Annotated in this window: 23 protein-coding genes; 10 read left to right on the top strand and 13 right to left on the bottom strand. The window is 59.2% G+C overall.

The genetic code is table 11. The features are described from left to right. Positions 1–120: 120 nt before the first annotated feature. The 10 genes from NSND_RS08040 to NSND_RS07995 all read right to left on the bottom strand — a co-directional run bounded on the left by NSND_RS08040 (position 121) and on the right by NSND_RS07995 (position 10758). The gene (locus tag NSND_RS08040; protein ID WP_080878487.1) at positions 121–1053 is read right to left on the bottom strand and encodes a HEPN domain-containing protein; all 933 of its coding nucleotides are present in this window, start codon (positions 1051–1053) and stop codon (positions 121–123) included. 252 nt (positions 1054–1305) lie between these two features. Beyond that, the gene (tenA, locus tag NSND_RS08035; protein WP_013247783.1) at positions 1306–1974 is read right to left on the bottom strand and encodes a thiaminase II; all 669 of its coding nucleotides are present in this window, start codon (positions 1972–1974) and stop codon (positions 1306–1308) included. A 124-nt stretch (positions 1975–2098) separates the two neighbouring features. Beyond that, positions 2099–3502 (bottom strand): Si-specific NAD(P)(+) transhydrogenase, encoded by a 1404-nt coding sequence (sthA, locus tag NSND_RS08030; RefSeq protein ID WP_080878486.1) that lies wholly within the window; start codon positions 3500–3502, stop codon positions 2099–2101. A 171-nt stretch (positions 3503–3673) separates the two neighbouring features. Then, on the bottom strand, positions 3674–4360 hold the full coding sequence (gene tpx / locus NSND_RS08025; protein ID WP_080878485.1) for a thiol peroxidase: 687 nt from the start codon (positions 4358–4360) through the stop codon (positions 3674–3676). Between the two features lie 70 nt (positions 4361–4430). Next, positions 4431–5315, bottom strand: a complete 885-nt coding sequence (locus NSND_RS08020; RefSeq protein WP_143833467.1) for an alpha/beta fold hydrolase — start codon at positions 5313–5315, stop codon at positions 4431–4433. A gap of 83 nt (positions 5316–5398) precedes the next feature. Continuing rightward, positions 5399–7225 (bottom strand): sodium-extruding oxaloacetate decarboxylase subunit alpha, encoded by a 1827-nt coding sequence (oadA, locus tag NSND_RS08015; RefSeq protein WP_080880838.1) that lies wholly within the window; start codon positions 7223–7225, stop codon positions 5399–5401. Positions 7226–7458: 233 nt separating this feature from the next. Further along, positions 7459–8877, bottom strand: coding sequence for an acetyl-CoA carboxylase biotin carboxylase subunit (gene accC / locus NSND_RS08010; protein WP_080878483.1), 1419 nt, complete (start codon positions 8875–8877; stop codon positions 7459–7461). Positions 8878–9050: 173 nt separating this feature from the next. Continuing rightward, positions 9051–9506, bottom strand: a complete 456-nt coding sequence (locus NSND_RS08005; RefSeq protein WP_080878482.1) for an IPT/TIG domain-containing protein — start codon at positions 9504–9506, stop codon at positions 9051–9053. Between the two features lie 12 nt (positions 9507–9518). Continuing rightward, positions 9519–10343, bottom strand: a complete 825-nt coding sequence (locus tag NSND_RS08000) for a substrate-binding domain-containing protein (RefSeq protein ID WP_080878481.1) — start codon at positions 10341–10343, stop codon at positions 9519–9521. A gap of 97 nt (positions 10344–10440) precedes the next feature. Continuing rightward, a complete protein-coding gene (locus NSND_RS07995; RefSeq protein WP_080878480.1) occupies positions 10441–10758 on the bottom strand; it encodes an FmdB family zinc ribbon protein in 318 nt (105 codons plus the stop codon). Positions 10759–10916: 158 nt separating this feature from the next. On the opposite strand from NSND_RS07995, the gene NSND_RS21500 reads away from it, so the two are divergent. The 4 genes from NSND_RS21500 (at position 10917) to NSND_RS07980 (ending at position 12903) form a co-directional block, all read left to right on the top strand. Further along, positions 10917–11093, top strand: a complete 177-nt coding sequence (locus tag NSND_RS21500; RefSeq protein WP_200810513.1) for a hypothetical protein — start codon at positions 10917–10919, stop codon at positions 11091–11093. 149 nt (positions 11094–11242) lie between these two features. Further along, positions 11243–11446, top strand: coding sequence for a hypothetical protein (locus NSND_RS07990; protein WP_013247793.1), 204 nt, complete (start codon positions 11243–11245; stop codon positions 11444–11446). Between the two features lie 106 nt (positions 11447–11552). Further along, positions 11553–12431: a DMT family transporter gene (locus tag NSND_RS07985; RefSeq protein ID WP_080878479.1), complete on the top strand. Its 879-nt coding sequence runs from the start codon at positions 11553–11555 to the stop codon at positions 12429–12431. Position 12432: 1 nt separating this feature from the next. Beyond that, positions 12433–12903 (top strand): hypothetical protein, encoded by a 471-nt coding sequence (locus tag NSND_RS07980; protein WP_080878478.1) that lies wholly within the window; start codon positions 12433–12435, stop codon positions 12901–12903. Between the two features lie 46 nt (positions 12904–12949). On the opposite strand, the gene NSND_RS07975 is transcribed toward NSND_RS07980, so the two are convergent. Next, positions 12950–13966 carry an acyl-CoA desaturase gene (locus tag NSND_RS07975; RefSeq protein WP_143833466.1) on the bottom strand — a complete coding sequence of 339 codons (1017 nt, stop codon included), beginning with the start codon at positions 13964–13966 and terminating at the stop codon, positions 12950–12952. Positions 13967–14330: 364 nt separating this feature from the next. On the opposite strand from NSND_RS07975, the gene hemE reads away from it, so the two are divergent. Genes hemE through NSND_RS07950 form a run of 4 tightly spaced genes read left to right on the top strand, consistent with a single transcriptional unit; the run spans position 14331 to position 18243 of the window. Then, positions 14331–15356 carry a uroporphyrinogen decarboxylase gene (hemE, locus tag NSND_RS07965; protein WP_080878475.1) on the top strand — a complete coding sequence of 342 codons (1026 nt, stop codon included), beginning with the start codon at positions 14331–14333 and terminating at the stop codon, positions 15354–15356. 2 nt (positions 15357–15358) lie between these two features. Next, positions 15359–16303 carry a ferrochelatase gene (hemH, locus tag NSND_RS07960; protein WP_235000333.1) on the top strand — a complete coding sequence of 315 codons (945 nt, stop codon included), beginning with the start codon at positions 15359–15361 and terminating at the stop codon, positions 16301–16303. Between the two features lie 11 nt (positions 16304–16314). Then, complete coding sequence (hemG, locus tag NSND_RS07955) at positions 16315–17769, top strand: protoporphyrinogen oxidase (RefSeq protein ID WP_159450693.1); 1455 nt, start codon at positions 16315–16317, stop codon at positions 17767–17769. A 42-nt stretch (positions 17770–17811) separates the two neighbouring features. Next, positions 17812–18243, top strand: a complete 432-nt coding sequence (locus tag NSND_RS07950) for a hypothetical protein (protein ID WP_080878471.1) — start codon at positions 17812–17814, stop codon at positions 18241–18243. Positions 18244–18624: 381 nt separating this feature from the next. On the opposite strand, the gene NSND_RS07945 is transcribed toward NSND_RS07950, so the two are convergent. After that, entirely contained in the window at positions 18625–19239 is a 615-nt protein-coding gene (locus NSND_RS07945; protein WP_080878470.1) for a hypothetical protein, read from the bottom strand. Further along, positions 19236–20141 carry a nucleoside triphosphate pyrophosphohydrolase gene (gene mazG / locus NSND_RS07940; RefSeq protein ID WP_080878468.1) on the bottom strand — a complete coding sequence of 302 codons (906 nt, stop codon included), beginning with the start codon at positions 20139–20141 and terminating at the stop codon, positions 19236–19238. Before mazG ends, NSND_RS07945 begins: the two co-directional genes overlap by 4 nt. Positions 20142–20273: 132 nt before the next feature. On the opposite strand from mazG, the gene NSND_RS07935 reads away from it, so the two are divergent. Further along, a complete protein-coding gene (locus NSND_RS07935) occupies positions 20274–20702 on the top strand; it encodes a DUF1844 domain-containing protein (RefSeq protein ID WP_080878467.1) in 429 nt (142 codons plus the stop codon). Between the two features lie 204 nt (positions 20703–20906). Beyond that, positions 20907–23204, top strand: coding sequence for a sensor histidine kinase (locus NSND_RS07930; RefSeq protein ID WP_080878465.1), 2298 nt, complete (start codon positions 20907–20909; stop codon positions 23202–23204). Positions 23205–23215 lie beyond the last annotated feature (11 nt).

Here is a 23215-nt window from a genome sequence, read left to right as displayed (position 1 = left end):
TCGGGCGAGAAAAAGCTGGGGCGTTGTGGCGGAAGATTCCTCGTCGAAGGAAATGTAGTATGAACGAGTAGTGCTCAGCCTGTCGGCGAAATGATTCTCAAAAGTAGTATCTGGGAGGTGCTATCTTTTTACTCCTGGTAGTTCTCTGCCTTCCGACGGCTCTTTTTTCTTTGACAGGATTAGGTACTCTTCGTAACTTTTCTTGACCTCCGGCGGAATGAAAACGTACTCGCTAATCTCCGGCAGAATCTCAGGATGAAGATAGAGGGGAGAATTTCCTGAGTAAGAGAGGCATAACAACTTGAGGTTTCTTTTTGTCCGATCACCGAAGAAAGCATTCTTCCAAATCAGAGTCTTTCGGGCGGGGTTCGCCGAATCGTCAATAATCTTTTCCAATGAGCCACCCTGCAAACGATATTTATGAGGGTTTCGTTGGAACTGCGCTATACGTGCAAGTTCTTTCTGGAGCATCGGAATTTCTCTCCCGTCTAAAGTTCGAAGACTATAATCTAACCTATGGCAGTATTGTCGTACTTCCCAGACTGTTCGGTCTAGGTCAATTAGGGCTGGACCGAAAACATAGTATGAATATTCAAAGTACCGGATTTTTTCGTGTCGATCCAAATATCCGATAAAGTCTCGGGAGCGTTTGGACAGGTTCACCTCAAACGATTTAATCTCGCTCATTTTTTGTAGGCCGCGGGCCAGGCTGTGACCTATGTTCCGAGATTTAATTCTATTTATGAGGAGAATGCATTTGATGTATTTCTCGATGGCTTGATGGCTGGCCGTCAAGAATTGAGGCACAAGTCTGTTTTTATACGCGGATCTGGCCATGATGTAATCACCGTCGGCCATATCTCGAAATGTGCGTATCGCAAAACTATCGAGCAAAGGATCGGTGTTGCTTCTAGTTTGTGGGCTCAAGGTAATTTGTCCAGAACGGCTAGTGTCGCGTTTCTGAAGTGCGGAACGAACAAGTTGAGGCACCAAAGCCCGCGCAGTATTCACCGCGGCCGAAGCTTTGGTCTCAGGCGCGAAGAGATCTGCCATCGCTACCCGTCATATTCCCGCCATCTTCTCCTACGTGGACATGTGACTGGCGAGGGAGATGGGCAGGTTCTGAGCGTGTTCACTGCATCGGCGAAGTCTTTGCGCTGCCGGAGGCTAGCCGGCCTGCATCGCAGGTGGCGTCTGCTGTTCGAAGCTGCGAGACGCAGCAAGTTCAGACGCCAAGGTCGACTCTGGGAGCGCCCGCCGGTGGTACGCTAATGAGCGCAAGAGCTAGGCTCCTCCCTCGCCCCCTCACACCGGCCACTTCTCCTCGTTCCAGGCCATCTCCCAAAACATCCACTCGTACTTCGAGCTGATCAGAAACGCCTGCTCCATGCGTTTCTTTTCCTCGTGGCCCGCCGTGCGCGCCCAGGTATCCACCCGGGCCCGCATCCATTCCTGGACGGCCTCGAATTCCGGTGAGGCATAGAGCATCAGCCAGTCCCGGTAGGGATGTTTGGCAGGCGGCGGTCCGTTCTTGAGGAAATGTTTGCCGACCACGCAGTAGATCCAGGCGCAGGGCAGCGCCACGACAGCGATCTCGGTGGCCGTCCCACCTTGAGCGACGGCGAGCATGTGGCGGGTATAGGCATAGTTGGTGGGAGCCATCGGTTCGTTCAGCATATCGTGGGGGGAGAGTTTCCAGCGCTTGCCGTAGTTCTCGTGGAGGCTGCGTTCCACGGTGATGGTTTCTTCCGCCAGCTTGGCGAAGCGCAGGGCCGACTCCGAGTCGGGTGCCCGCAAAGATCCGGCGGCAAATACGCGGGCCAGATCCGCGAGAAAGCGGGCATCCTGCAGGATATAGTAGCGGAACTTCCGCTCCGCCAGCGTGCCCTTTCCAAGGGCCACGACGAACGGGTGTGTCAGCTGGGCATCCCAGACGGGCTGGGCCAATTTACGAAGATGATTCGAAAACGACATCCGGTTCCTCCTTTGTCGCCGTCACGCGTACCTCGTCGATCGTGAAGCGTATCTCGCGGGCTATTCCCGATACAGACTCCTGCCGGTTCATTCATTGTCTGCTTCACGTTTCACGAACGACGCGTCAGACTCTCGGTGGCCAGGGTCTGGGTAGCTGATTGATGCCGTCGAGGGCCGCGACGCGGTAACACTCCGCGAGTGTCGGGTAGTTGAACACCGCCTCGATGAAATAATCGATTTGGCCCTGATAGGCCATGACGGTCTGGCCGATGTGGATGAGTTCCGTGGCGCCGTCGCCGATCGCATGCACGCCGAGCAGTTGTCGGGTTTTGTTGTGAAAGAGCAGTTTCAGCATACCGAGTTCGTCGCCGATGATCTGTCCACGGGCGATCTCTCTGTAGTGGGCGATGCCGACGGCATAGGGGACGCCGTTTTTGGTCAAGTCATCCTCGTTGCGGCCGACCATGGAAATTTCCGGGATCGAATAAATGCCGTATGGCATCAGCTCGGACTGGGTCTGGCAGGGAATGCCGAAGGCATGGCAGGCGGCATGGCGTCCTTGCTGCATGGATGTCGAGGCGAGCGCGGGAAAGCCGATGATGTCGCCCGCGGCATAGATGTGCGGCACCGTCGTCTGATAGTGCTCGTTGACCTTCAGTCGTCCACGGTCGTCCGCTGTGAGTCCGATCGCCTCCAGGTTGAGGGTGGCGCTGGCGCCGGTGCGGCCGACCGAATAGAGCACCGTGGTGGCGGCGATTTCTTTGCCGCTTTTCAGGCGGACGATGACCTGCTCCTGCGGCTGCCGCTCGACGGACACGACTTCTTCGTTGAACCGGAGGGTCACGCCGATGCTGCGCATGTGGTACTGGAGGGCCTCGATCGTTTCCTGATCGACAAACTCCAGCAGGCGCGGACGGCGTTCGATGAGGGTGACGTGAATGCCCATGGTCGCCAGGATCGAGGCATATTCCGCGCCGATCACCCCGCCGCCGATGATAGTAATCGACTTGGGGAGTGTTTTCAGGGTCAGCAAGCCGTCGGTGTCGATGATGCTGTGATCGTCGAAGGGAATATGTGAGGGCCGGGCCGGAACCGTCCCGCAGGCGACGACCACGAAGTCGGCCGTGTGCTCCACGAGGTCGTCGGCGCGTTCGATGCGCAGGCGGTGCGGATCGATGAAACTGGCGGTGCCGAACCAGAGGTCGACATTGTTGCGCGTCATCTGGTTCTGGATGATCTCGATTTCCCGGTTGATGACGTGGTTGGCGCGGAAGGTGAGATCTTCCATCGTGATGTCCTGTTTGACGCGATAACTGGCGCCATACAGGCTGCGCTGATGGAAACCCGACAGATAGAGTGCGGCCTCGCGGAGAGATTTGCTGGGGATGGTGCCGGTGTTGGTGCAGACGCCGCCGACGACCCGTTTGCGTTCGACGATGCCGACTTTTTTCCCCAGCTTGGCAGCCTGGATGGCAGCTTTCTGCCCTGCCGGGCCGGTTCCGATGACCAGCAGATCGTAGTGAGCCATGGTGTCTTGATTAGTATCCGTGCTTCGGGAAGCGTGAAGTGCAACTCGCCGGTAAACGAAATCTCGCACTCATAGAGAAGATTCCCTGTCCTTCCGCGCTATCAGCCATTCGCCATACGCTCTTCTCTGCATTCGCGAGAGAGGGGCGACGCTTCACGGTGGACGCTGTCCTCAGCTGGCCGTGACCAGTTTACGCGCGAACCGGAATGCTTCCTCAAGGTCCGGCAGCTGCGCGAGTTCGGGGGTGATTTGGAGATACCGAACCTTGTTGTCCTTGTCCACGACGAGCAGGGCGCGACTCAGCAGATGAGGGTCTTTGAGCAGAAGTCCGTGCGCCTTGCCGAAATCGGCGGCGCGGAAATCAGAGAGGAAGGTCACATTGGCGATCTTCGCTTCCTCGGCGAAACGTTTTTGCGCAAAGGGCGTATCGATGCTGATGGTGATCAGTTCGACCATTCGATCGAGGCCCATGTTCTTCTCGCTCAGGTAGTGGGTCTGTTGTTCGCAGACCTTGGTGTCGAGGGACGGCACGATACTGATAATACGGACCTTGCCCTTCCCTTTCGTGTCGTTGATCGGCACCATCGATAAATCGGTCTGGGTGAGCTTCACGTCGCGCAGCTTGTCGCCGACTTTGATTCCCATCCCCGAGAGCATCAATGGCTTGCCCTGAAACAGGACGTTGTTGCCTTCTCCGGCGACTGCACTGCCGTCGGCGACCGGCATATTCTTGTATGAAAATTCAGAGTGGCCGGAGCTGGGCAAGGTTCCGCAGCCGCTGAGGCCCAGGCACAGCAGGGCCGCTAGAAAGTGAGACGTCGAAGCGCCGGGGATCATGCGGGTACAGGGCAATGCCATAGAATATCTCCATCGAAGAGGACTGTCGTCTCAGTGTGCTCTGTCACTGTATGGCCGGTTCGTTGGGCTGTCAAGGTTGCAGGAATTCCGTAATGTGCCGGTTTACCACCTGCGGTTGTTCCCACTGCGGGATATGGCCGGCTTCGGGGATCATGATGAGCCGGGCCTGCGGAATCGTGGTCTGGAGGTCGCGGCCGACCTGCGGGGGGAAAAGGCGATCCTGTTCGCCCCAGAGGATCAGGGTGGGATGCCGGATCTCCTTGAGCTTGGGCGCAAAGTGCTGCTCCCAGAGGGGCAGGCTGTCCCGGAGCGACATGAGGGGCGTAATCATATCCTCCCGTTGCCGGTTCCGATTGGAGCGGTCCAATACCGCCGGTGTCACCAACGTATGGTCGTAAATGATTTCTTTCAGCACGGCCTCCATGGTGCGGTTGCCCACGAACAGGGCTCCGAAGCGGGCCAGCCATGCGGGGACGCTGGTGTTCAGGGCGCGTTGCATCAGCGGACTGACCAGTCGTTCGCGAACATGATCGGGCAAACTGTCGATCAACACCAGGCGGGACACCCGATCAGGATGGGTCAGGGCCATGCCGATGGCCACGCCGCCTCCCATGGAGTTGCCGATTAAGGTGGCGGTCGGAAGTCCGAGCGCATCCATGAGGCCGCGGATCGATTCGATCAACTCTTCAGGCCGATAGTCGAGAGGGGGTTTGTCCGAGAGGCCTGACCCGATCAGGTCGGGCGTGATGACGCGGAACTGTCGGGAGAGGGGAAGCTGCTGATATTCCCACTGCCACATCGAACCGCCATACCCGTGGAGCAGGATGAGCGGCGGGCCCTGGCCTTCGTCGAGATAGGCGATGCGGTGACCGTTGACCGAGGCGGTGCGGATGGGAAATCGTTGGAAGCCGTCGAACCAGCGGGGAATCTCTGGAGGCGCCGCACAACCACTCATGAGGACCGCCGCGAGACACAAGGTTAGGACGTGTGACGACGCGACGGCGGTACACCGCACCTGCCACGCCGGGAGCCTCACGGCTACTCCAGTTGAATGACGGTTTCGTCGATTTTGACGCTGTCTCCCTCGACGACCAGAATGGCCGTGACTCGCCCGTCCATCGGCGCCGGGACTTGGCTTTCCATTTTCATGGCCTCAATGATCAGGAGCGGATCACCGGTCTTCACCTGGGCGCCGTCCGTCACCAGAACTTTCACGACACGACCCGGCATGGGCGGGGCGACATCGCCGGGTTTGGTCGGCCGGGGACGTTTCGGCTTGCTCGTGCTGCCGGCTCCGGGGGATTCTGGCACACCGGCCAGCACTTCCTGCAGCGGTTCCAGTGAGACTTCCTGCAGCCGGTCGTTGACCCGAATGTAGTAAGGCTTGCGGCCGTCGGTGGTGCGGCCTGAGCCCGAGACCACGACATGATAATTCTCGCCGTGCACGGTGATGTTGAATTCAGCCGGCGCGAGGTGGAGATCGTGGGCCACGGCAGGACCCTTCGTTTCCGTCGGTTCCAGCGGCTCTGCCCGCAGGTCGCCCCGTTCGCGTGCTTCGAAGAAATCCCTGGCAATCGCGGGGAAGAGGGCGAACGACAGTTGGTCTTCCAGCGTCGTGGCGGACTCGGGCATGTCCTTCTTGAGTTTTTCAAATTCCGATTCAAGCCGGTCGGCCGGTCGGCCCTTCACGGGCTCTTCGTCCCCGATGGCCCGTGCCATGATTTCTTTATCGAGGGGACCGGGAGCCCGACCGTAGAGACCGAGGAAATAATTCTTGGTTTCCGTGGTGATGACCTTGTACCGCTCGCCCTGTTCACCCGTGAGCACGTTGAGGGTGGCCTGCGTGCCGACGATCTGGCTGGTCGGCGTGACGAGCGGCGGATACCCCATGTCTTTGCGGACACGGGGGATTTCGTCCATCACTTCTTTCATTCGGTCCAAGGCGTTTTGTTCGGCCAATTGCGCAGCGAGATTGGAGAGCATGCCGCCGGGAATCTGGGACGTCAGAATTTCAGCGTCCACACCGGTGAAGTCGCTTTCAAACTGCCGGTACTTCCGGCGCACGTTTCGGAAATGCTCTGCAATGGGCTGCAGATCTTCCAGGTCCAATCCGCTGTCATAGGGCGTGCCCCGTAACGCAGCCACCATGGACTCGGTGGGGGGATGCGAGGCGCCTCCGGCAAGCGGAGAAATCGAGGTGTCCAGGAGATCGAGTCCGGCCATGACCGCCATCAGGGCCGACATGGTTCCCATGCCCGACGTGTAGTGGGAGTGTAGGTGGATGGGCACGCGAACCGCCGCTTTGAGGCTCTTGACCAGACGGTAGGCATCGGCAGGCGCCAGTAGCCCGGCCATGTCTTTGATGCAGATGGTATCCGCGCCCAGGTCTTCCAACCGTTTGCCCATCGTGACGAACCCATCCAGCCGGTGGACCGGGCTGGTGGTGTAGGAGATGGCCGCTTCCACATGCTTTTCGCAGGCTTTGACTTCACGGATGGCCCGCTCCAGATTGCGGACGTCGTTGAGGGCGTCGAAGATGCGGAAGACATCGATGCCGTTAAATGCCGAGCGCTCGATAAACTTCTCCAGCACGTCGTCGGCGTAGTGGCGATACCCGACCAGGTTCTGGCCGCGCAACAACATTTGCAGTTTCGTCTTCGGCATCGCCGCGCGGAGGGCGCGCAGACGTTCCCACGGATCTTCTTTGAGGAACCGGAGGCAGGTATCGAAGGTCGCGCCGCCCCAGACCTCCAACGACCAGAATCCCACGGCGTCCAGCTTTTGGGCGATGGGCAACATGTCCTCGGTGCGCATCCTGGTCGCGAGCAGGCATTGATGCCCGTCGCGCAACGCGACCTCGGTCATCAACAGCTTCTTCCCCGGCGCCGGGGTCACGCGGAACTCAGGGCTCGCCGGCTGCGTAACCTGGACGGCGCGTGAGGCCGCGGGCCGGCTGGGTTTTGCAGGCACGTTCTTCTTCGCGGGGCTTTTCTTCGGGGCGGTTTTCTTGGTCTTTTTCGTTGCCATACTGGCGGCCTTCGGCGGCGAATCCGCTCGCGTAACAGGGTTGAGGTGTTGGTGCCGAGTGGCTGGGGAGGTCAGAGTCCTTCGTACGCGGCGATCGCTGCGGAGATCGCCAGCACCAGGTCTTCAGGCTCCTCGGATTCTTCGTATTGATACAGGTCCGGATGGGTTTCCAGGTAGGACGTATCGAATCGTCCGGCTTGAAAATCCTGTTCCATCATCACGTTCTTCATGAACGGAATGGTCGTCTTCACCCCGCGCAGGACATATTCTTCCAGCGAGCGCCGCATGCGGCTGACGGCCTCTTCCCATGTGCGCCCGCGGACGGTGAGTTTCGCCAGCAGCGCATCGTAGTAGGGAGGAATCGTATAATCCCGATAAACCGCGCCGTCGATGCGGACCCCGATCCCGCCGGGTGACAAGTAGGCGGTGATGGTGCCCGTACAGGGCATGAAGTTGTTGCGGGGGTCTTCGGCATTGATGCGGCACTGAATCGCATGGCCCTGCAGGGTCACATCCTTTTGCCGGATCTCCAACGGCTTCCCCGCCGCAATGGAAATTTGATTCCGGACGATGTCGATGGCCGTGATCTGTTCCGTGACGGTATGTTCCACCTGGAGGCGGGGATTCATTTCCATGAAATAGAAATGACCCTCATGGTCGAGGAGAAACTCGACGGTGCCGGCATTGTCGTAGTGCACCGCTTTCGCGATGGCAATGGCGGCCTCGCCCATTTGGGCGCGCAGTTTGGGTGTCAGGATCAATGACGGGGCGATTTCGATCAGTTTCTGGTGCCGACGCTGAATGGAACAATCCCGCTCGCCCAGGTGGATGATGTTGCCGTGTTTGTCGCCCAGGATTTGAAATTCGATATGGTGCGGACGCTCGATGTATTTCTCGATGAAGATGCTGCCGTCGCCGAACGCGGCTTGCGCTTCTCGCGACGCGACGTCAATGTTTTCCCGCAATTCCTGATCGGAGCGAACCACACGCAGGCCTCGTCCCCCGCCGCCGGCGCTGGCCTTGATCATGACCGGGTAGTTGATCTGATGGGCGAAGGCCAGGGCTTCGTCGACGCTGGTGACTCCGCCTTCGGTGCCGGGGACGATCGGGACGCCTGCCTGTTGGGCGATCTGTCGCGCCTTTACTTTGCTGCCCATGAGGTCGATCGTCTCGGGAGACGGACCGATAAAGGTGATGCCGGAGGTTTGGCAGAGCCGGGCGAATTTGGTGTTTTCAGAGAGGAATCCGTATCCGGGATGGATTGCGTCGGCGCCGATGCGCTTGGCGATTTCCACGATCTGCTTTCCGTCCAGGAAACCTTTGACGGGGCCCGGGCCTACGAGGTAGGACTCGTCGGCTTTTTTGACGTAAATCCCGGAGGAATCGGCTTCAGAATAGATCGCCGCTGTCGCGATATTGAGCTCACGACAGCCACGGATGATGCGCATGGCGATTTCGCCACGGTTGGCAATAAGGATCTTCCGAAACATGATGGGATTGCGAGAGGCTTGGAGCCGTAGCTCACCTCTGATCCGCCTCCAAAAAGATCGCGTAACCTAGCATAGGGTCAAGAGAGTTGTCGAGACGAACCGGGACGAAAGGATGGACCGTGGGAGGGGCGGAAACGGGCAGGAGGTGAGGCACCTCCTGCCTGATGAGTCTCTTACTTGGGTTGAATGAGGAGGGGCTTCGATTGGGCGCTGCCTCCGCCGGCCACCACGATGATAAAGGACATGCCGGCTTTCGCCTCAGGCACTACGGCCTCGATCGTAGTCTCGTTCACGAAACGGTAGTCGATCTTTTCCTTGGAGGCGGCGCTGAAGGTCACGCCATGGAAGCATTCCTTGCTCCCGAAATTTTCACCCTTGATGGTGATTTTTTCACCGGGTTTCGCTTCATCCGGTTCAACTTTCGCAATGGAAGGACGTTTGGAACGGTCACAGACCGGGTCGCTCTCCAGTTTGGAGGTGTCCGATCCCTTGATCGACTCGGTATTGAACATCGTATACCCGGCGCCCTCGACCATCGCTCCTTCCTGGGCATGCCCAGCGGGGACGGTAACGAACGTGGTTCCGAGCAGAAGGGTGCAGCCGAGCATGCAGGTGACAATAGTGCGCATATAAGCCTCCTCTTATGGAGATGATGTCTTCGGGAGCGGTGTATAAGATTCGCTGATGATTTTTTGTCCGTCCTCCGACAGGGCAAATTGTTCGAAGGCCTCAACGAGCGGATCGGGCTCATTGTGCGACAGCAATAGGACCGGGCGGCGCAGGGTGTACCGGCCATCCTTGACGGTAGGCGTTTCCGGTTCGATCTTATCGACCGGCAGCAGCTTGACGGGCACACCGGATGCCACTGCCTCCAGGGCCTGGCCGAGAGATACAAAGGCGACGGCCGAGTGGGGCGGGAGGGTGCCGGCTATCGTCTTGATCACTTTTTCGTCTTTGGCGATGACCTTTGCGCCCTCGGGAATTTTGCCGGCGATGCCGAGCTGTTGCTCGAACGCGTCGCGATTATTTTCATTGCGCGGCCGGTCGATCAGCAGGACCTTCGTATCCGGTCCGCCGAGATCGGCCCATACTTTGTACTTTCCGGAAAACAGCTCCGCGACTTCCTGTTTTGTGACCTCTTTGGTGAAGTTCGACCGGTGCACCATGATGGCGATGCCGTCCCAGGCGATCTGGAACGAGCGCAGGCCGTCCTCCGCGGTTCCGGTCACCGCAATTTTGGCCTGTTTGGTCTTCACCAGATCGAGCGGCTTCGAATTGTCGTCCCAGACGACGTCGATGTAGGCGCGGGGATTGGCTTTTTCAAACGCATGGGCCAGCGATTCGATGACCCGCTGTTCGGGCCCGTGGCCGGCGATGGCCATCGATCCGGCCACCTCGGCTGAAGCCGGGAGGCCCGTGAGACAGAGAAGAGCGGCACAGACAAATCCGCTGATACGGGTGTGCATGCTGAACGAGTCTCCTGTCAGTCTTGAGCCGCTGATCGGCTCTCTCCGGCGGTGTTCTACGCGGGCCTGTTGCGCCCGCCCGGTAACACGGCTTCGCCTACGAGTCGTGCCCTTCAGTTGGAGCAGGGCCCCCGGCGCCGGCCATGAAGTCCGGTGAGGCCTCGATCCGTTTGCCCATGGCGGGCGGGAGCTTGGAAAACCGATCCATACGCTCGTTCAACATGTCATAGGCTTTTATTTCCTCGAAGCCCGGCTTGTGGGAGCCTTTGACCTTCGAAGCAAACGCCGAGAGCATTCTGGTGGCGCCGATTTTGTTGCACTGGGGACAGACGGTGTCTTCCGGTCGTGCGTGGACGGACTGGGTTGCCTCGAACTGATGGGTACATTGTTCGCAGCGATATTCGTAGACCGGCATAGCCGACTCCTTGGATGGCGCCTCCTGGCCTCGCCCTGAGGGGCAAGGCTGGATAAAGCGATTCTCCCGTTGGAAACGCTTGACCCTGTGCGTAGCTTTGCACTATTGTACCGAAACTTTGTGCCGAAACGCGAGACACAATTGGAGGATTGGTTGAAATGCCCCTGTTAATTCGGAAGTACAAAGGCAGCGGTGGTGTGATGCAGGAAGAGCGTATCGACGATCCGGACCGGATTGAACGCTACATGCGTCTCTTCGAAGAGAAAGACGTCAAGAAGCTGGGAACCGGCGTCAAGACCGTGATCGAGAAGGACGAGTGGCAGCTCCTGCCCTAGCGCGACCTCCCGGTTTCATCCCATAATCGAATGTTCCACGCCGTCACGAGACTCGGCTCGGCTCGGTGCCTGCTGCGCATTGCTCTCCTATCGGGGCACGTGGTAGGTTGAGCCGTGACGGTCATGACGTATTAATTGGACGGGGTATTATGGTGTATTGGCTTCATATTGCACGGGCGATCGATCGCGTGACGCTCCATCGGGACCGGTGCTCCGAAGTCCCTTCCGGCGTGTCGAGCAGCGACTACTGGCAAGGGGGATGGTTCGACTACCCCGATAAGGAGCGGGCGCTCGCCGCGATGGAACAGGCGGGCACCAGCGAAGAGCGTAAATGCGCGTTGTGCAAACCATAACGCCAGGAATGATGAACCATGAATGTTGAATGATGACGGCGTGATTTCCGGAGGCGGTTCCTCCGATCCCACGTACAGCATTCACCGTTCGTGATTTCTGTTTGCCATGCCTCAATTCGCCCTGCTTCTCACGACCTTTGTGTGGGGGGCGACGTTTCCAGCCACGAAGGCCGCGCTCGAGCAAATCTCCCCGCTCTCGTTTCTTTTCCTGCGATTCCTTCTCGGCATGACCGTCGTCTTTGCGGTGTTGCTGTTCTTCCGCCGCCCTTTGATTCGCGACACCTCCATGATGCGGGCCAGTCTGATTGCGACCGCCTGGCTGTTCATCGGCTATGTGTTGCAGACCGTGGGACTTCGCTTCACGACGGCATCGAATTCGGCCTTTATCACGGTGCTGTATGTGGTGTTTGTGCCGTTGTACCTGCTCCGTTTGGGCCTCCACACCTGGGTCTCCAATGGGATTGCATTGGCCGGTCTCTGGCTGCTGGTCAGGCCGACGGCCTCCGCCAACCTTGGGGATCTGCTGACTCTGGGGAGCGCTGCGGCGTTTGCCGCCCATATGGTATGCCTGGAACGATATACCCGCGTGGCGGATCCGGTTTCGTTGTTCGCGTGGCAATTGGTACTGATGACCGTGGCCATGTCGGGAGTCATGTGGTGGGAACAGCCGACGCTCGCGATGTTTGAGCCCAGCCGCGTCCTGGCCGTCGGGCTTGTGGTCACCGGTATTCTGGCGACCGGGGCGTTTGCGGTCCAGATGTGGGCGCAGCGGCTCCTGCCTGCGCAGCAAGTCGCCTTGTTGTTTGCCGCGGAACCGGCCGTGGCGGCCTGGCTGGCGTGGTATTTCCTGGGCGAACATCTGGACGCGCAAGGGTGGTTCGGTAGTGCGATGATTCTCGGTGGCGTCCTGCTCGGGTCTTGGGTGACAGGTGAGTCGTCGCCGGCGCAGCAGGAATCTGTGACTGCGCGTTCAGAAGGAGGGTGAGGTGGCTCAGAAATTCGGCAACAATCGGTGGGTGCAAGAGGGGTTTCTCGACAACCGTCGGCCGGGTACCGTCGTCGGGCGCATGACGTTTGCGGTGTTGGGCGCGGTCGATTTTTATCTGGTCGGCGATTGTCGGGGAGAAATCGCCGGGAAGGTGATCCGGTTCAAGAACAGCCGCTTCGTGGATGAGGACCTCGCGGGACAGGTGCTGGGGGACGTGGAGATTCCGCAAATCGGCGACGCGAGTCTTATCTCCTTCGATCCGCATCCGCATTTGGTCCCGCACCCGTATATCGAGTGGTTTTCCATGCGGAAGAATCACTACCGTATCGAATTGGTGCCGGAGGATGCCTGGATTGCGACGGAAGAAGAACTGGCGGCGATCGACCCTGTCAGCCTGGAGATTCGAGATCGCCTGGCGCCGCAGTACGGGCGTAAGACGGCATCGGCAGATGAATCGGAATGGGTGTAGATCGGAGTGAAGGGGGCGGGCCGTGAACGGCCGCCCCCGGTCTCAGTCAGGCGAGTTTATTCTTACCTTCCCGCACGTGTGCGGGCACTTCCCGAATATCCCAGATCAGTCCCAGCGCTTGCAGGCCCCTCAGCATGTAGTAGGTGATGTCGATTTCCCACCAATAGAATCCTTGGCGGGTTGAGGCGGCATAGTAGTGGTGGTTATTGTGCCAGCCTTCGCCGAGGGTAATCATGGCGAGGATGAAATTGTTCTTGCTGTCATCCCCCGTCTTGTAGCGCTGGGAACCATACACGTGGGACAGCGAGTTGATCGTGCAGGTGCCGTGGAGCAGCGCGACGGTGGACACGAAGAAGCCCCAAATGAGCATTTGCGGGCCATTCGTGCCGAGGCTCGGGGCATAGGCTTCCAGGAGCTTGCCTAGGCCGAACATCCCGAAGCCGCAGATGGTCGGGACGAGGGTATCGAATCGATCCAGGAAGACCAGTTCCGGAAACTTGGCGAAATCGCCGATGCTCTTCAGACGCGGCGGGAAAAACTTCTTGGAACTGATCCAGCCGATGTGGGCCCAGAGGAATCCGCCCTGGCGCACCGAATGCGTGTCTTCCGGCTTGTCGGAGTAAATGTGGTGGTGTCGATGGTGTCCGCCCCACCAAAGTGGGCCGCGTTGCGCGCAGGACGCCCCGAGCAGGGCAAAGGCGAACTGACAGGCCCGGGAGGTCTTGAAGGTGCGGTGCGAAAAATAGCGATGGTACCATCCCGTGATGGCGAACATGCGTATAAAGTAGAACCCCGCTGCGACCCCTACGGCGACCCAACTCCATCCAACGATGAACACGCCCAGGCAGAGCAGGTGCACGATGATGAGCGGGATGGCCCGCAGCCAGTCGACGGTAGGCGGGGCGGTATCCGTTTGCATTTTTTCAATGCCCGCCCATGAGTCAAACCAGCGTATGATGGTGATCCACGGTCCATCGCTCGCGGGTTGTTCACGTGGTTGGTCACTGGTTTTAGAGAGCTCACCATTTTCGGGTAAGGTGAGTGGTTGCAGATCACTACTCATGCCACCTCCACAGTTGGGCGAATCAAGGATACGGTACCGAGGGGTCGCGCCGCGGTTCCACTAGCGTGACTAAAACGTCGCGGCGCTTGCGAGTGATACGAATAGGCAGGCCGCTGAATGCTCTGAATTGTGTCGATCAGTGAGTGAGGATACTCAGGCTCAAAGACACGTGCTGCCATTATACACAGATTCCTGGGGAAATGTCCTGAGAATTTTTCCGCATGACCGCCATGTTTTTTTGTCGAACGAGCGGCAGAACCGGAGCCGCCGTCCTTCCGGTGTCAGGATGATCTCATCCGGCAAGCCGGTTCGGCGCAAGATTGTTTGACTCTGTTCGGACCGCCCCTCTAAAATGCGCCCCATTATGAATGATCGATTTTTGAAAGCGTGCCGGCGCGAACCGGTTGATTGCACGCCGGTCTGGTTCATGCGCCAGGCGGGCCGTTACATGGTCGAATATCGCCGGTTACGGGAAAAGCATTCCATTCTCGAGCTGTGCAAGACGCCGGAATTGGCGGCCCAGGTCACGTTGCAGCCGATCGACCGGTTTGCGCTGGACGCCGCGATTATTTTTGCCGATATTCTGCTTCCGCTCGAGCCGATGGGGCTCAGCTTGGAGTTCGCGGAGGGCGAGGGGCCGATCATTCACAATCCTGTGCGGGATCGGGCTGCGGTAGACCGGCTCAAGGTCATCGATGACACCGAACTACAGTACGTGATGGATGCCATCAGTCTGACCCGCAAGATGCTGGCGGGCCGCGTGCCCCTGATCGGCTTTGCCGGGGCGCCCTTTACGCTGGCCAGTTACGCGATTGAGGGCGGAAGTTCCAGAAACTATATCCATACGAAGCAGATGATGTATCGCGAGCCGGAAACCTGGCATCGCTTGATGGATAAATTCGCGCGCGTGATTACCGGCTATCTTCGTCGTCAGATCAAGGCCGGTGCTCAGGCTGTGCAACTGTTCGATAGCTGGGTTGGGTGTCTGTCGGCCGGAGACTATGCCGAATACGTCATGCCGCATGTGCAGCTGATTTTTGAGGGACTCAAGCACGAAGGCGTCCCGCTGATCCATTTCGGCACCGGCACCACGGCCATTCTCAAGGCCATGCGCCAGGCAGGTGGCGACGTGATCGGTATCGATTGGCGCATCCCGATCGACGAGGCCTGGGCCATGGTGGGCTACGATCGTGCCGTGCAGGGGAACCTCGATCCGGTGACGTTGTTCGGGCCGATCTCCGAGATCGAGCGGCGCGTGACAGACATTCTCCGCCGGGCCGCAGGGCGTCCGGGTCACATTTTCAATCTGGGCCATGGGATTCTTCCGAATACTCCCGTGGAGAATGTCGCCGCCACGATCGATCTGGTGCATAAACTGAGTACGCGGTGAGCATGTCTGTGACGCCACAACCGGTTGCCGTCTTGCTGATGGCTATGGGCGGCCCCGATTGTCTGGAGAATGTGGAGCCGTATCTTCAGGACGTTCGAGGCGGACGGCCGACTTCTCCTGAACTGGTTGAGGAAATCCGCGAGCGCTATCGTGTGACCGGCGGGAAATCTCCGGTGCTCGATATCGCGCGCGAAGTGGCGCGGGCATTGGAACAGCGGCTGAATCGGTCGGGCGACGCGCGGTACCGCTGTTATGTGGGGTTGCGGCACTGGCATCCGTTTATCAAGGAAACTTACGCGGAATTGCTCGACGCCTTACCGGAACGCATCATCGGGTTGTGCATGGCCCCGCAGTATTCTTCGCTCAGCATCGGCGCCTACATGAAAAAGGTCGAGGAGGCGCGGGCTGAACTCGCCAGTGAGACTCCGATCAGCTTCGTGACGAGTTGGCATCGCCATCCACTGCTGATCGCCGCCATCGTCGAGAATATTCGTCGGACGTTGGAGCGATTCCCGGCCGAGGTGCGTGCACAGGTGCCGGTCTTGTTTACCGCCCACAGTTTGCCCGAGCGCGTGGTGGCCATGAAGGATCCGTATCCTGAGGAAGTACAGGGAACCGCCCAGGCGGTCTGCGTGCAACTCGGGACTCAGCCGACGCGTTTTGCCTATCAAAGCCAGGGACGCTCCGGGGAGAAGTGGCTCGGTCCATCGGTTGAAGAGACGTTGGGTGAATTGGCGCAGGAAGGTCATCGTCATGTCCTGGTGGCGCCGATCGGCTTCATCTGCGACCATGTGGAAACTCTGTTCGATATCGATATTGAGCTCAAGCAGCTGGCTCTGACGAAGGGGCTCCAGCTGGAACGTATTCCCATGTTGAACGCCTCGGCTCCATTGATCGACATTCTGATGTCGGTGGTGGAGGCACACGAGTCCTCGCTCGTTCATTAGCGGCACCACCTGTGGCGCGCACTCCACGGTCAGTTGTCATTATCGGCGGAGGTATCTCAGGCCTCTCCACGGCGTTTGCTCTCCAGGAGCAGGCGGCCGCGGCTGATATGCCCCTCACCTGCACCATCCTCGATGCGGCGCCGGTCTGGGGCGGAAAAATTCTCACGCATCGGGTCGGGCAGTTGGTCATGGAAGCGGGGCCCGACTCGTTCCTCTCGCAAAAGCCCTGGGGCATGGAGCTGTGTCGACGTCTTGGGCTAGCCGATCAACTCATCAACACCAACCCGGTTGAGAAGAAAGCGAGTGTCTTAAGAGGCGGGCGGTTGCACGAGTTGCCGGAAGGGCTCGTGACATTCACGCCGACTCAGCTGGGGCCGTTTTTTCGCAGCGGGTTGTTATCCTGGGTCGATCTTGCCCGTATGGGCTGCGATGTGCTGATTCCGCCGCGTCGGTCCACCGACGACGAATCGCTGGCGTCGTTTTTTCGTCGCCGGTTCGGACCGCATGCCTGCGAACGGGTCATGGAGCCGCTGATGGCCGGTATCTATGCGGGCGATGCGGAGCAGATGAGTCTTCGGGCGACGTTTCCGCGTTTCTACGAGTTGGAGCAGGCGCACGGCAGTGTGATTCGCGGCATGATGGCGGCCCGCCGTGCACGGGCGCAAAAAGCTCCCGGCGGAGGCCCCCGACACACGATGTTTGTGACGCTGAAAAACGGCCTGGCCGATTTGGTGGCTGGGCTGACGGCGCAGATCCAGCAGGCCGGCGGGGGGCTGAAAGCCGGCGTTCAAGCGGAGGCGTTGCGGGTGCGTTCGCACCAGGCCGGTCGCTGGATGTACGATGTGATTTGCACCGACGGGACGGCGCTTTCGGCCGAAGCGCTGGTCTTGGCGACACCGGCCTATGTCAGCGCTGAACTCGTTCGGCCGTTAACGCCGATGGCGGCCGGCTTGATGGACATGATTCCCTATGCCTCGACAGCCACGATCTCTCTCATCTATCCTGCCGAAGCAGTGGGGAACCGGCTCCAAGGCTTCGGCTTCGTGGTTCCACGAATCGAGGGCCGTGATCTGATTGCCGCGACCTGGACCTCCCTCAAGTGGCCCCATCGAGCACCGCCGGAGGATGTGTCGGTGCGATGTTATCTCGGCGGGGTCGGGCGAGAAGCCATCTTGCAGCGGGACGATGAGGCCTTGGTCCAGTGTGTGCGCGAGGAATTGGCCTCCATTGTGGGGCTGCTGGCGACACCGCACTATGTCGAGGTGAATCGGTGGAATCGGGCCATGCCTCAATATACCCTCGGACACCTCGATCGGCTCGCGCAGCTGGAGGCGGCGCTCTCGCGATTCGGTGGCCTGGCTGTCACCGGCGCAGGCTATCGCGGTGTGGGCCTTCCCGATTGTATTCGAGACGGCGCTGAGACGGCGGCGAAGCTGCTCCGGTATTTACAGGCGGCGCCGGTCTAAGGTTTCAATGACGATGGGAGCGGGAAGAGAAGGAATACCCAGATGCTGAACGACCAATTGGTGATCTCCGATGTGACCGGTCCCTTTCGCGAGCCGCGGGAGCCGGTGTTGTCCTACGACTACTCGATTCAACGGGCGACCTGGGCGGCAACCCATGCCGTTCGAGTGAAGATTGCCCAGGCGGAGGAGTTGGACTATGTGAAGGAGAAGTTGCTGGGCACTGTCACTGGAAGCCCCGGCCAACAGTTGATGCTGAACAAATTTCTGTCCCGCAAGATCGGTGACCAGAAGGTTCGTATTGCCGAGGCCGAAGGGTGGTTGAAAGAACGCGGTGATGTGTTGGTGGCCCCCTTCACCGGTTCGCTCGCTCATTACTTCCCGCAACTTGAGGCCTGGGTCCAAGCGGAGCAGGATACATTGCGGGTGGAGATCAAGAACCTGGTCGGCCTGGTGGCCAGTCCTCCGGCCGTCTGACGATTGCGCCCTCTGTGACCTTCGGTCCACTGCTCGTCCAGATTTCATCTGTTACTCCGAAGCCAGCCTCCTGTGACGTGCCGCAAGCCATTTCTGCGCCTAGCCGATGAGCGTTCCGGTACTTGTCAGTTGATCGTTCTGTCGCGATTTCCCCAACGCACAGAATCTGTGGATAAGCGTGTGAATATCAGCCGCCTCCTCGCCCAAGCCCCTCAGTAGAGCGGCCCTTGAGCGGCCTGCACAAGTTTTAGGCATTGGGGTGGTCTCTATCCGGACCACTAGATGCTGTATGGGATGAAAACCCTTAGGAAGATTATGCTTGCTGCATGCGGACCTGGGGATAGCGAAGGCAGTCTGGGCCTGGAGTTTCGCGGCAGCGGTTCAAAAAATGCGTCGATATTGTTTGCTATGGACTCCGGAATCGTCGGCAAATCCCAGCGATCCGGTGTCGGGATTGCTGGTATCGTTCAGGTCGATGCGATAGTGCCCAAGGACGTGTTCCATCGCTTCTTCGAAGGGGATGGCCTGCGGGTAGAGGTTGCCCGGGGCGTGGGCGCCGCGAGCCAGGGTGCCGACCGCTTCCGGAGTTGCATATTTGGGGTCTGAAAAAATGTACAGATCGGCCACGGCCTGGTCCCCGAGTTTGTGCCCTGGGCTGGTGGCCGGCAACATGGAGGGGAGACTCTGAGCCAGCCGGGCCTGCTTGAATTGTTTGAGGAGGCCCACCACCTGACTGGTCGTCGCCTGCGCCGGCACCACGATACTGACGGCATTAAACTCCGTCAACGTCGACTGGACTTTATACATGACCGGGGCCGCATCCGGATCTTCGGTCGTCACCTGCGAAATCTCCGGACCGGCGGCCTGCTTTTGTTTGCCGCTGGGAACGGCCAGGTTGATCAGCAGCCACATCACCAGAATGGCCCCGAACAAGACGATGAGCGGATGAAGCCCGGCTCGCTTGCCTTCTTCGTATGGATCCTGCTCTGTGCTCATGGATGAGTCCTGGTCGGCTCCGTCGAAGGGCCGAGGGGAGAGACGGTGCCCGCGGGTGCTGTCGATTCCACCAGCTTCGCGGCTTCCCAGTAGTGATCCATTTCCACCGTGGAGAGGTCGTTGACGCTCCGTCCGCTTCGAGCCGCCTCGCGCTCAATGAATTGGAATCGTGCAGTGAATCGGTTCGTGGCAAGACGGAGCGACTCTTCCGGATTCACCTTGATGTGCCGGGCGACGTTGACCAGGGAAAACAGCAGGTCGCCCATCTCCGCGGCCATTTCCGGGGTCGGATCCGGCTTGGGTTCGGCCACGGAGCGACGCGTAGCCGCGTCGGTGAGAGCGTGCTTGAGTTCCCCGATTTCTTCCTCGACTTTAGCCAGCACGGCCGCCAGGCCCTGCGGGCTGTCCGGCCAGTCGAACCCAACCCGCGCCGCGCGGACCTGCGTCTGATAGGCGCGGAGCAGGGCCGGAAGGGCCTGGGGAATGTCATGCAGGACCGAATCCGGTTTGCCGGCGTTCTTGCGTTCGGCCCGTTTGATATCCTCCCACCGATGGACGACCTGGTCGGAATTAAGTGAGGACTGGCTGGTCGCCCCGTCACCGAACACGTGAGGATGGCGGCGTACGAGCTTGTCGCTCAACTGTTCCAAGACGTCGTCGATGGTGAACGTGCCTGCTTCAGTGCCGATCTGGCTGTGAAACAACACCTGCAGAAGCACGTCGCCCAATTCTTCCTTTAGCTTGGCGAAATCCTGCCGGTCGATCGTATCGAGGGCTTCATAGGTTTCTTCGATCAAATAGGGCTTGAGGGATTCGTGGGTCTGCTTGCGATCCCAGGGGCATCCGCCCGGTGCCCGAAGCCGGGCCATGATGGCCACGACGTTATCGAAACGTGCTGACATGCGAACCCCTCCGTCGCGCCACTCTAACTGAGTTCTTCAGCACCTTCAACGGGGCCTCTCGTCTTGCGCCTCTTCAAGCCCTGTGGTAGGGTACGGCCCTGCATTTTCCATTGGTTGATCGGAGGCTTTTTTATGGGTGATGACAAGGACCAAGGATTCGTCATCCGCGATCGTCGAGGACGGGGTGAAGATGCCCCCCCACCGGCCCAGGCGGCGACGCCTCCCGCAGCAGAGCCCTCTGCCGCCGCGCCTCACCACGACCATGATGCCGATTCGCATACGCACTCAGGGCATTTGCCGGTCAACTTTTCCTCCTTTGTGATCTCCATGGGGAGTTCAGCTCTGATGCTGATGGGGGAGCAACTCGATCCTCAGCAGCCATCCATGCCACTGAACCTTCCTCAAGCCAAAGAAATCATCGATCTACTCTCCATGCTGGAAGAAAAAACGAAGGGCAACCTCACCCCGGACGAGCAAGTCGTGATGAAGGACATGCTCTACGCCTTGAGGATGAAATTCGTCAGTTTGACCTCCGGGAAATCGACGCTTCATACCCCGTAATCTCGTGAGTTGCTTCAGTGCGCCGTCCTGCTTTGCGGTGTCGGTCCTTCCTTCGGGTGACACTGTGTTCTTCAATGCCCTGCTTCCGGTCGTTTCTCGATGAAGCAAGGGGTGGGTTCTGCGCGCCCTCTTTTGAGACTCCACCTGGAATTGGTTATAGTGAGGCAGGATCGAATGGGCCGGGCGTGAGTCGGAGTATCGAGAATGCCTGAATCGACGGATATGACGAAGCTCATCCCCCCGGGGGGGCTGCGCGAGAAAAAGCCGTCGACGCCTGCTTCCATCGAGAGCGAGCGGCGGAAGCGTCATGTCCGGCCAGTGTGGATCGTGCTGGTCCTGCTCCTGCCCTGCCTCGCCCTCACTTTTTACTACGCTCAAATGGCGGTGCCGGTCGGGGAGGAGTCGGACTCCTTTCTTCCCAGCACCGGGTATGCCTTCGTGCTGCTGCTGGTCAATCTCGATTTGATCGGCTTTGTCGTCCTTACGCTACTCCTCTCGCGCAATCTCATCAAAGCCTATTTCGAACGGCGACATCGGCTCGTTGGGTCGGGGTTCCGCGCGAAGTTGGTCGCCGCCTTTATCGGCTTTTCCCTGATTCCCACCGTGCTCCTGGCCCTGGTGGCCAGCGGCCTGGTCAACAAGGCGGTCGATGTCTGGTTCAACGACCAGATCGAGCACGTGATGAAGGATTCTTACGAGGTCGCGCGCATGCACCATGCCGGTCATGTGTCCCTGGCGATCAACAGTGCACGCGCCATCAGCCACGAGATTTTTCGCGAGGAGTTGCTCTTGCCCGAGCAGCGGGATTTGCTGGTTGCGGCGATCGCCCGGAAACGCGCGGAATATGCCACGGCCGGGATCGAGGTGTTTTCCTCGAAGATGGAAACGTTGACCAAGTCGCTGGATCCAGAGGTGCCGGTGGCGGTGCTCGATCTGCCGATCGGCCAACTGGTGCTACAGGTGATCAACGGCAAGCAGGAACTCACGTCCGTCCAGGAAGCACAGACGGGACGGCTCGTGAGGGCCGGTGTACCGATCGCCTCCAGCATCCGCCGTGGAGAAATCGACGGGGTGGTGGTGGTCGATGCCTATGTGCCGGAATCGTTGCTCGGCAAGATGGAGAGCATCGGGCGTCAATATACCGAATACAAACAGATGAAGGCGATGAAGAATCCCATCAAAGCGGGAGCGTATCTGCTGGTGGCGGTCATCACGGTCATGATTCTGTTCAGTGCGACCTGGTTCGGGTTTTATGTGGCGCGCGGCATTACCGTGCCGATTCAACGGTTGGCCGAGGCGACGGAGGCGATCGCTCAAGGGGATCTGTCCGTGCGCATCGAAGCCAAGGCGACGGATGAGATCGGCACCCTGGTCGAATCCTTCAATCGCATGACCGCCGATCTGCAGAGCAGCAAAACGAAAGTGGAGGAAGCGAACGTCTCGCTTCGGCAATCCAACCTCGAGCTGGATCGTCGGCGCGCTTACATTGAAACAGTGGTGGATACGATCGCCGCGGGACTGCTCTCCATCGACCGGCAGGGGATCATTACCACCTTCAATCCCTCTGCGGAGCGTATGCTGGGATTGTGGGCCGATCGGTTTCGGGGCCGGTCTGCCAACGAGGTGTTCAAGGAGTACAAGCTGGATTTGTTTCAGTCCGTCTACGATCGGATGCTGGTCGATCAGCGAGACAATATTGCGCTCGAAGGACAACTGGATTTGCAGGGTCGGTTTCTGACCATCGGCGTGCATTGCTCCCGCATGAAGGATGAGTCGAACAAGGACCTCGGGTTCGTGCTGATTTTCGAAGACCTCTCGGAATTGATCAAGGCGCAGAAGGCGGCGGCCTGGCGGGAGGTCGCGCAGCGGATCGCTCATGAGATCAAAAATCCGCTGACGCCCATTCAGCTCTCGGCGCAACGGCTGCGAAAAAAGTTTCAGGATAAGGCTCCGGATTTCGACCGGATTTGCGACGAGTCCACGCAAGTGATCATTAATGAGGTCGGCAGCCTCAAGCAAATGCTGGACGAGTTCTCGAAGTTCGCGCGGATGCCGGCTCCGCACATGACCATGAACTCGCTGGATGATGTAGTGAAGGAAGTGGTGGCGCTGTATGACAGCGCGCATCGCGAAGTGGAATGCGTGGTGACGCTCGATGCGGATCTGCCTCCGTTCAATTTCGACCGGGAACAGGTCAAGCGTGTCCTGGTCAATCTGTGCGATAACGGGATCCACGCGATGAACCACAAGGGACATCTGTGGATCACGACCCGGTACGACACGAAACAGCGTCGCGCAGTCGTCACGGTGGCGGATGAAGGGACGGGTATTGCGCCGGAGGATCAAGAGAAATTGTTCGTGCCCTATTTTTCACGGAAGAAAACGGGTACCGGGCTGGGGCTGGCGATCGTGCGGCGGATTGTGACCGATCACGACGGCCAGATTCACGCCGGAAACCATCAGCCCAAAGGGGCCTTGTTCACGTTCGAGTTGCCGGTGTGAACGGTTCCCGC

The organism is Nitrospira sp. ND1 (genome assembly GCF_900170025.1).
GTDB lineage: Bacteria > Nitrospirota > Nitrospiria > Nitrospirales > Nitrospiraceae > Nitrospira_A.
This window is presented reverse-complemented; position numbering and strand designations above follow the sequence as displayed.

What these genes read in the sequence shown, in the direction of transcription:
- sthA (WP_080878486.1), bottom strand. Translation starts at nt 3,502, where the DNA reads ATGGCTCACTACGATCTGCTGGTCATCGGAACCGGCCCGGCAGGGCAG.
- NSND_RS07945 (WP_080878470.1), bottom strand. Translation starts at nt 19,239, where the DNA reads ATGAGCACAGAGCAGGATCCATACGAAGAAGGCAAGCGAGCCGGGCTT.
- NSND_RS07935 (WP_080878467.1), top strand. Translation starts at nt 20,274, where the DNA reads ATGGGTGATGACAAGGACCAAGGATTCGTCATCCGCGATCGTCGAGGA.
- tenA (WP_013247783.1), bottom strand. Translation starts at nt 1,974, where the DNA reads ATGTCGTTTTCGAATCATCTTCGTAAATTGGCCCAGCCCGTCTGGGAT.
- NSND_RS07950 (WP_080878471.1), top strand. Translation starts at nt 17,812, where the DNA reads ATGCTGAACGACCAATTGGTGATCTCCGATGTGACCGGTCCCTTTCGC.
- NSND_RS21500 (WP_200810513.1), top strand. Translation starts at nt 10,917, where the DNA reads ATGCCCCTGTTAATTCGGAAGTACAAAGGCAGCGGTGGTGTGATGCAG.
- NSND_RS07990 (WP_013247793.1), top strand. Translation starts at nt 11,243, where the DNA reads ATGGTGTATTGGCTTCATATTGCACGGGCGATCGATCGCGTGACGCTC.
- tpx (WP_080878485.1), bottom strand. Translation starts at nt 4,360, where the DNA reads ATGGCATTGCCCTGTACCCGCATGATCCCCGGCGCTTCGACGTCTCAC.
- oadA (WP_080880838.1), bottom strand. Translation starts at nt 7,225, where the DNA reads ATGACCGAGGTCGCGTTGCGCGACGGGCATCAATGCCTGCTCGCGACC.
- hemE (WP_080878475.1), top strand. Translation starts at nt 14,331, where the DNA reads ATGAATGATCGATTTTTGAAAGCGTGCCGGCGCGAACCGGTTGATTGC.
- NSND_RS07985 (WP_080878479.1), top strand. Translation starts at nt 11,553, where the DNA reads ATGCCTCAATTCGCCCTGCTTCTCACGACCTTTGTGTGGGGGGCGACG.
- accC (WP_080878483.1), bottom strand. Translation starts at nt 8,877, where the DNA reads ATGTTTCGGAAGATCCTTATTGCCAACCGTGGCGAAATCGCCATGCGC.
- NSND_RS07975 (WP_143833466.1), bottom strand. Translation starts at nt 13,966, where the DNA reads ATGAGTAGTGATCTGCAACCACTCACCTTACCCGAAAATGGTGAGCTC.
- NSND_RS08005 (WP_080878482.1), bottom strand. Translation starts at nt 9,506, where the DNA reads ATGCGCACTATTGTCACCTGCATGCTCGGCTGCACCCTTCTGCTCGGA.
- NSND_RS08040 (WP_080878487.1), bottom strand. Translation starts at nt 1,053, where the DNA reads ATGGCAGATCTCTTCGCGCCTGAGACCAAAGCTTCGGCCGCGGTGAAT.
- mazG (WP_080878468.1), bottom strand. Translation starts at nt 20,141, where the DNA reads ATGTCAGCACGTTTCGATAACGTCGTGGCCATCATGGCCCGGCTTCGG.
- NSND_RS08000 (WP_080878481.1), bottom strand. Translation starts at nt 10,343, where the DNA reads ATGCACACCCGTATCAGCGGATTTGTCTGTGCCGCTCTTCTCTGTCTC.
- NSND_RS08020 (WP_143833467.1), bottom strand. Translation starts at nt 5,315, where the DNA reads ATGAGTGGTTGTGCGGCGCCTCCAGAGATTCCCCGCTGGTTCGACGGC.
- NSND_RS07995 (WP_080878480.1), bottom strand. Translation starts at nt 10,758, where the DNA reads ATGCCGGTCTACGAATATCGCTGCGAACAATGTACCCATCAGTTCGAG.
- NSND_RS07930 (WP_080878465.1), top strand. Translation starts at nt 20,907, where the DNA reads ATGCCTGAATCGACGGATATGACGAAGCTCATCCCCCCGGGGGGGCTG.
- hemH (WP_235000333.1), top strand. Translation starts at nt 15,359, where the DNA reads ATGTCTGTGACGCCACAACCGGTTGCCGTCTTGCTGATGGCTATGGGC.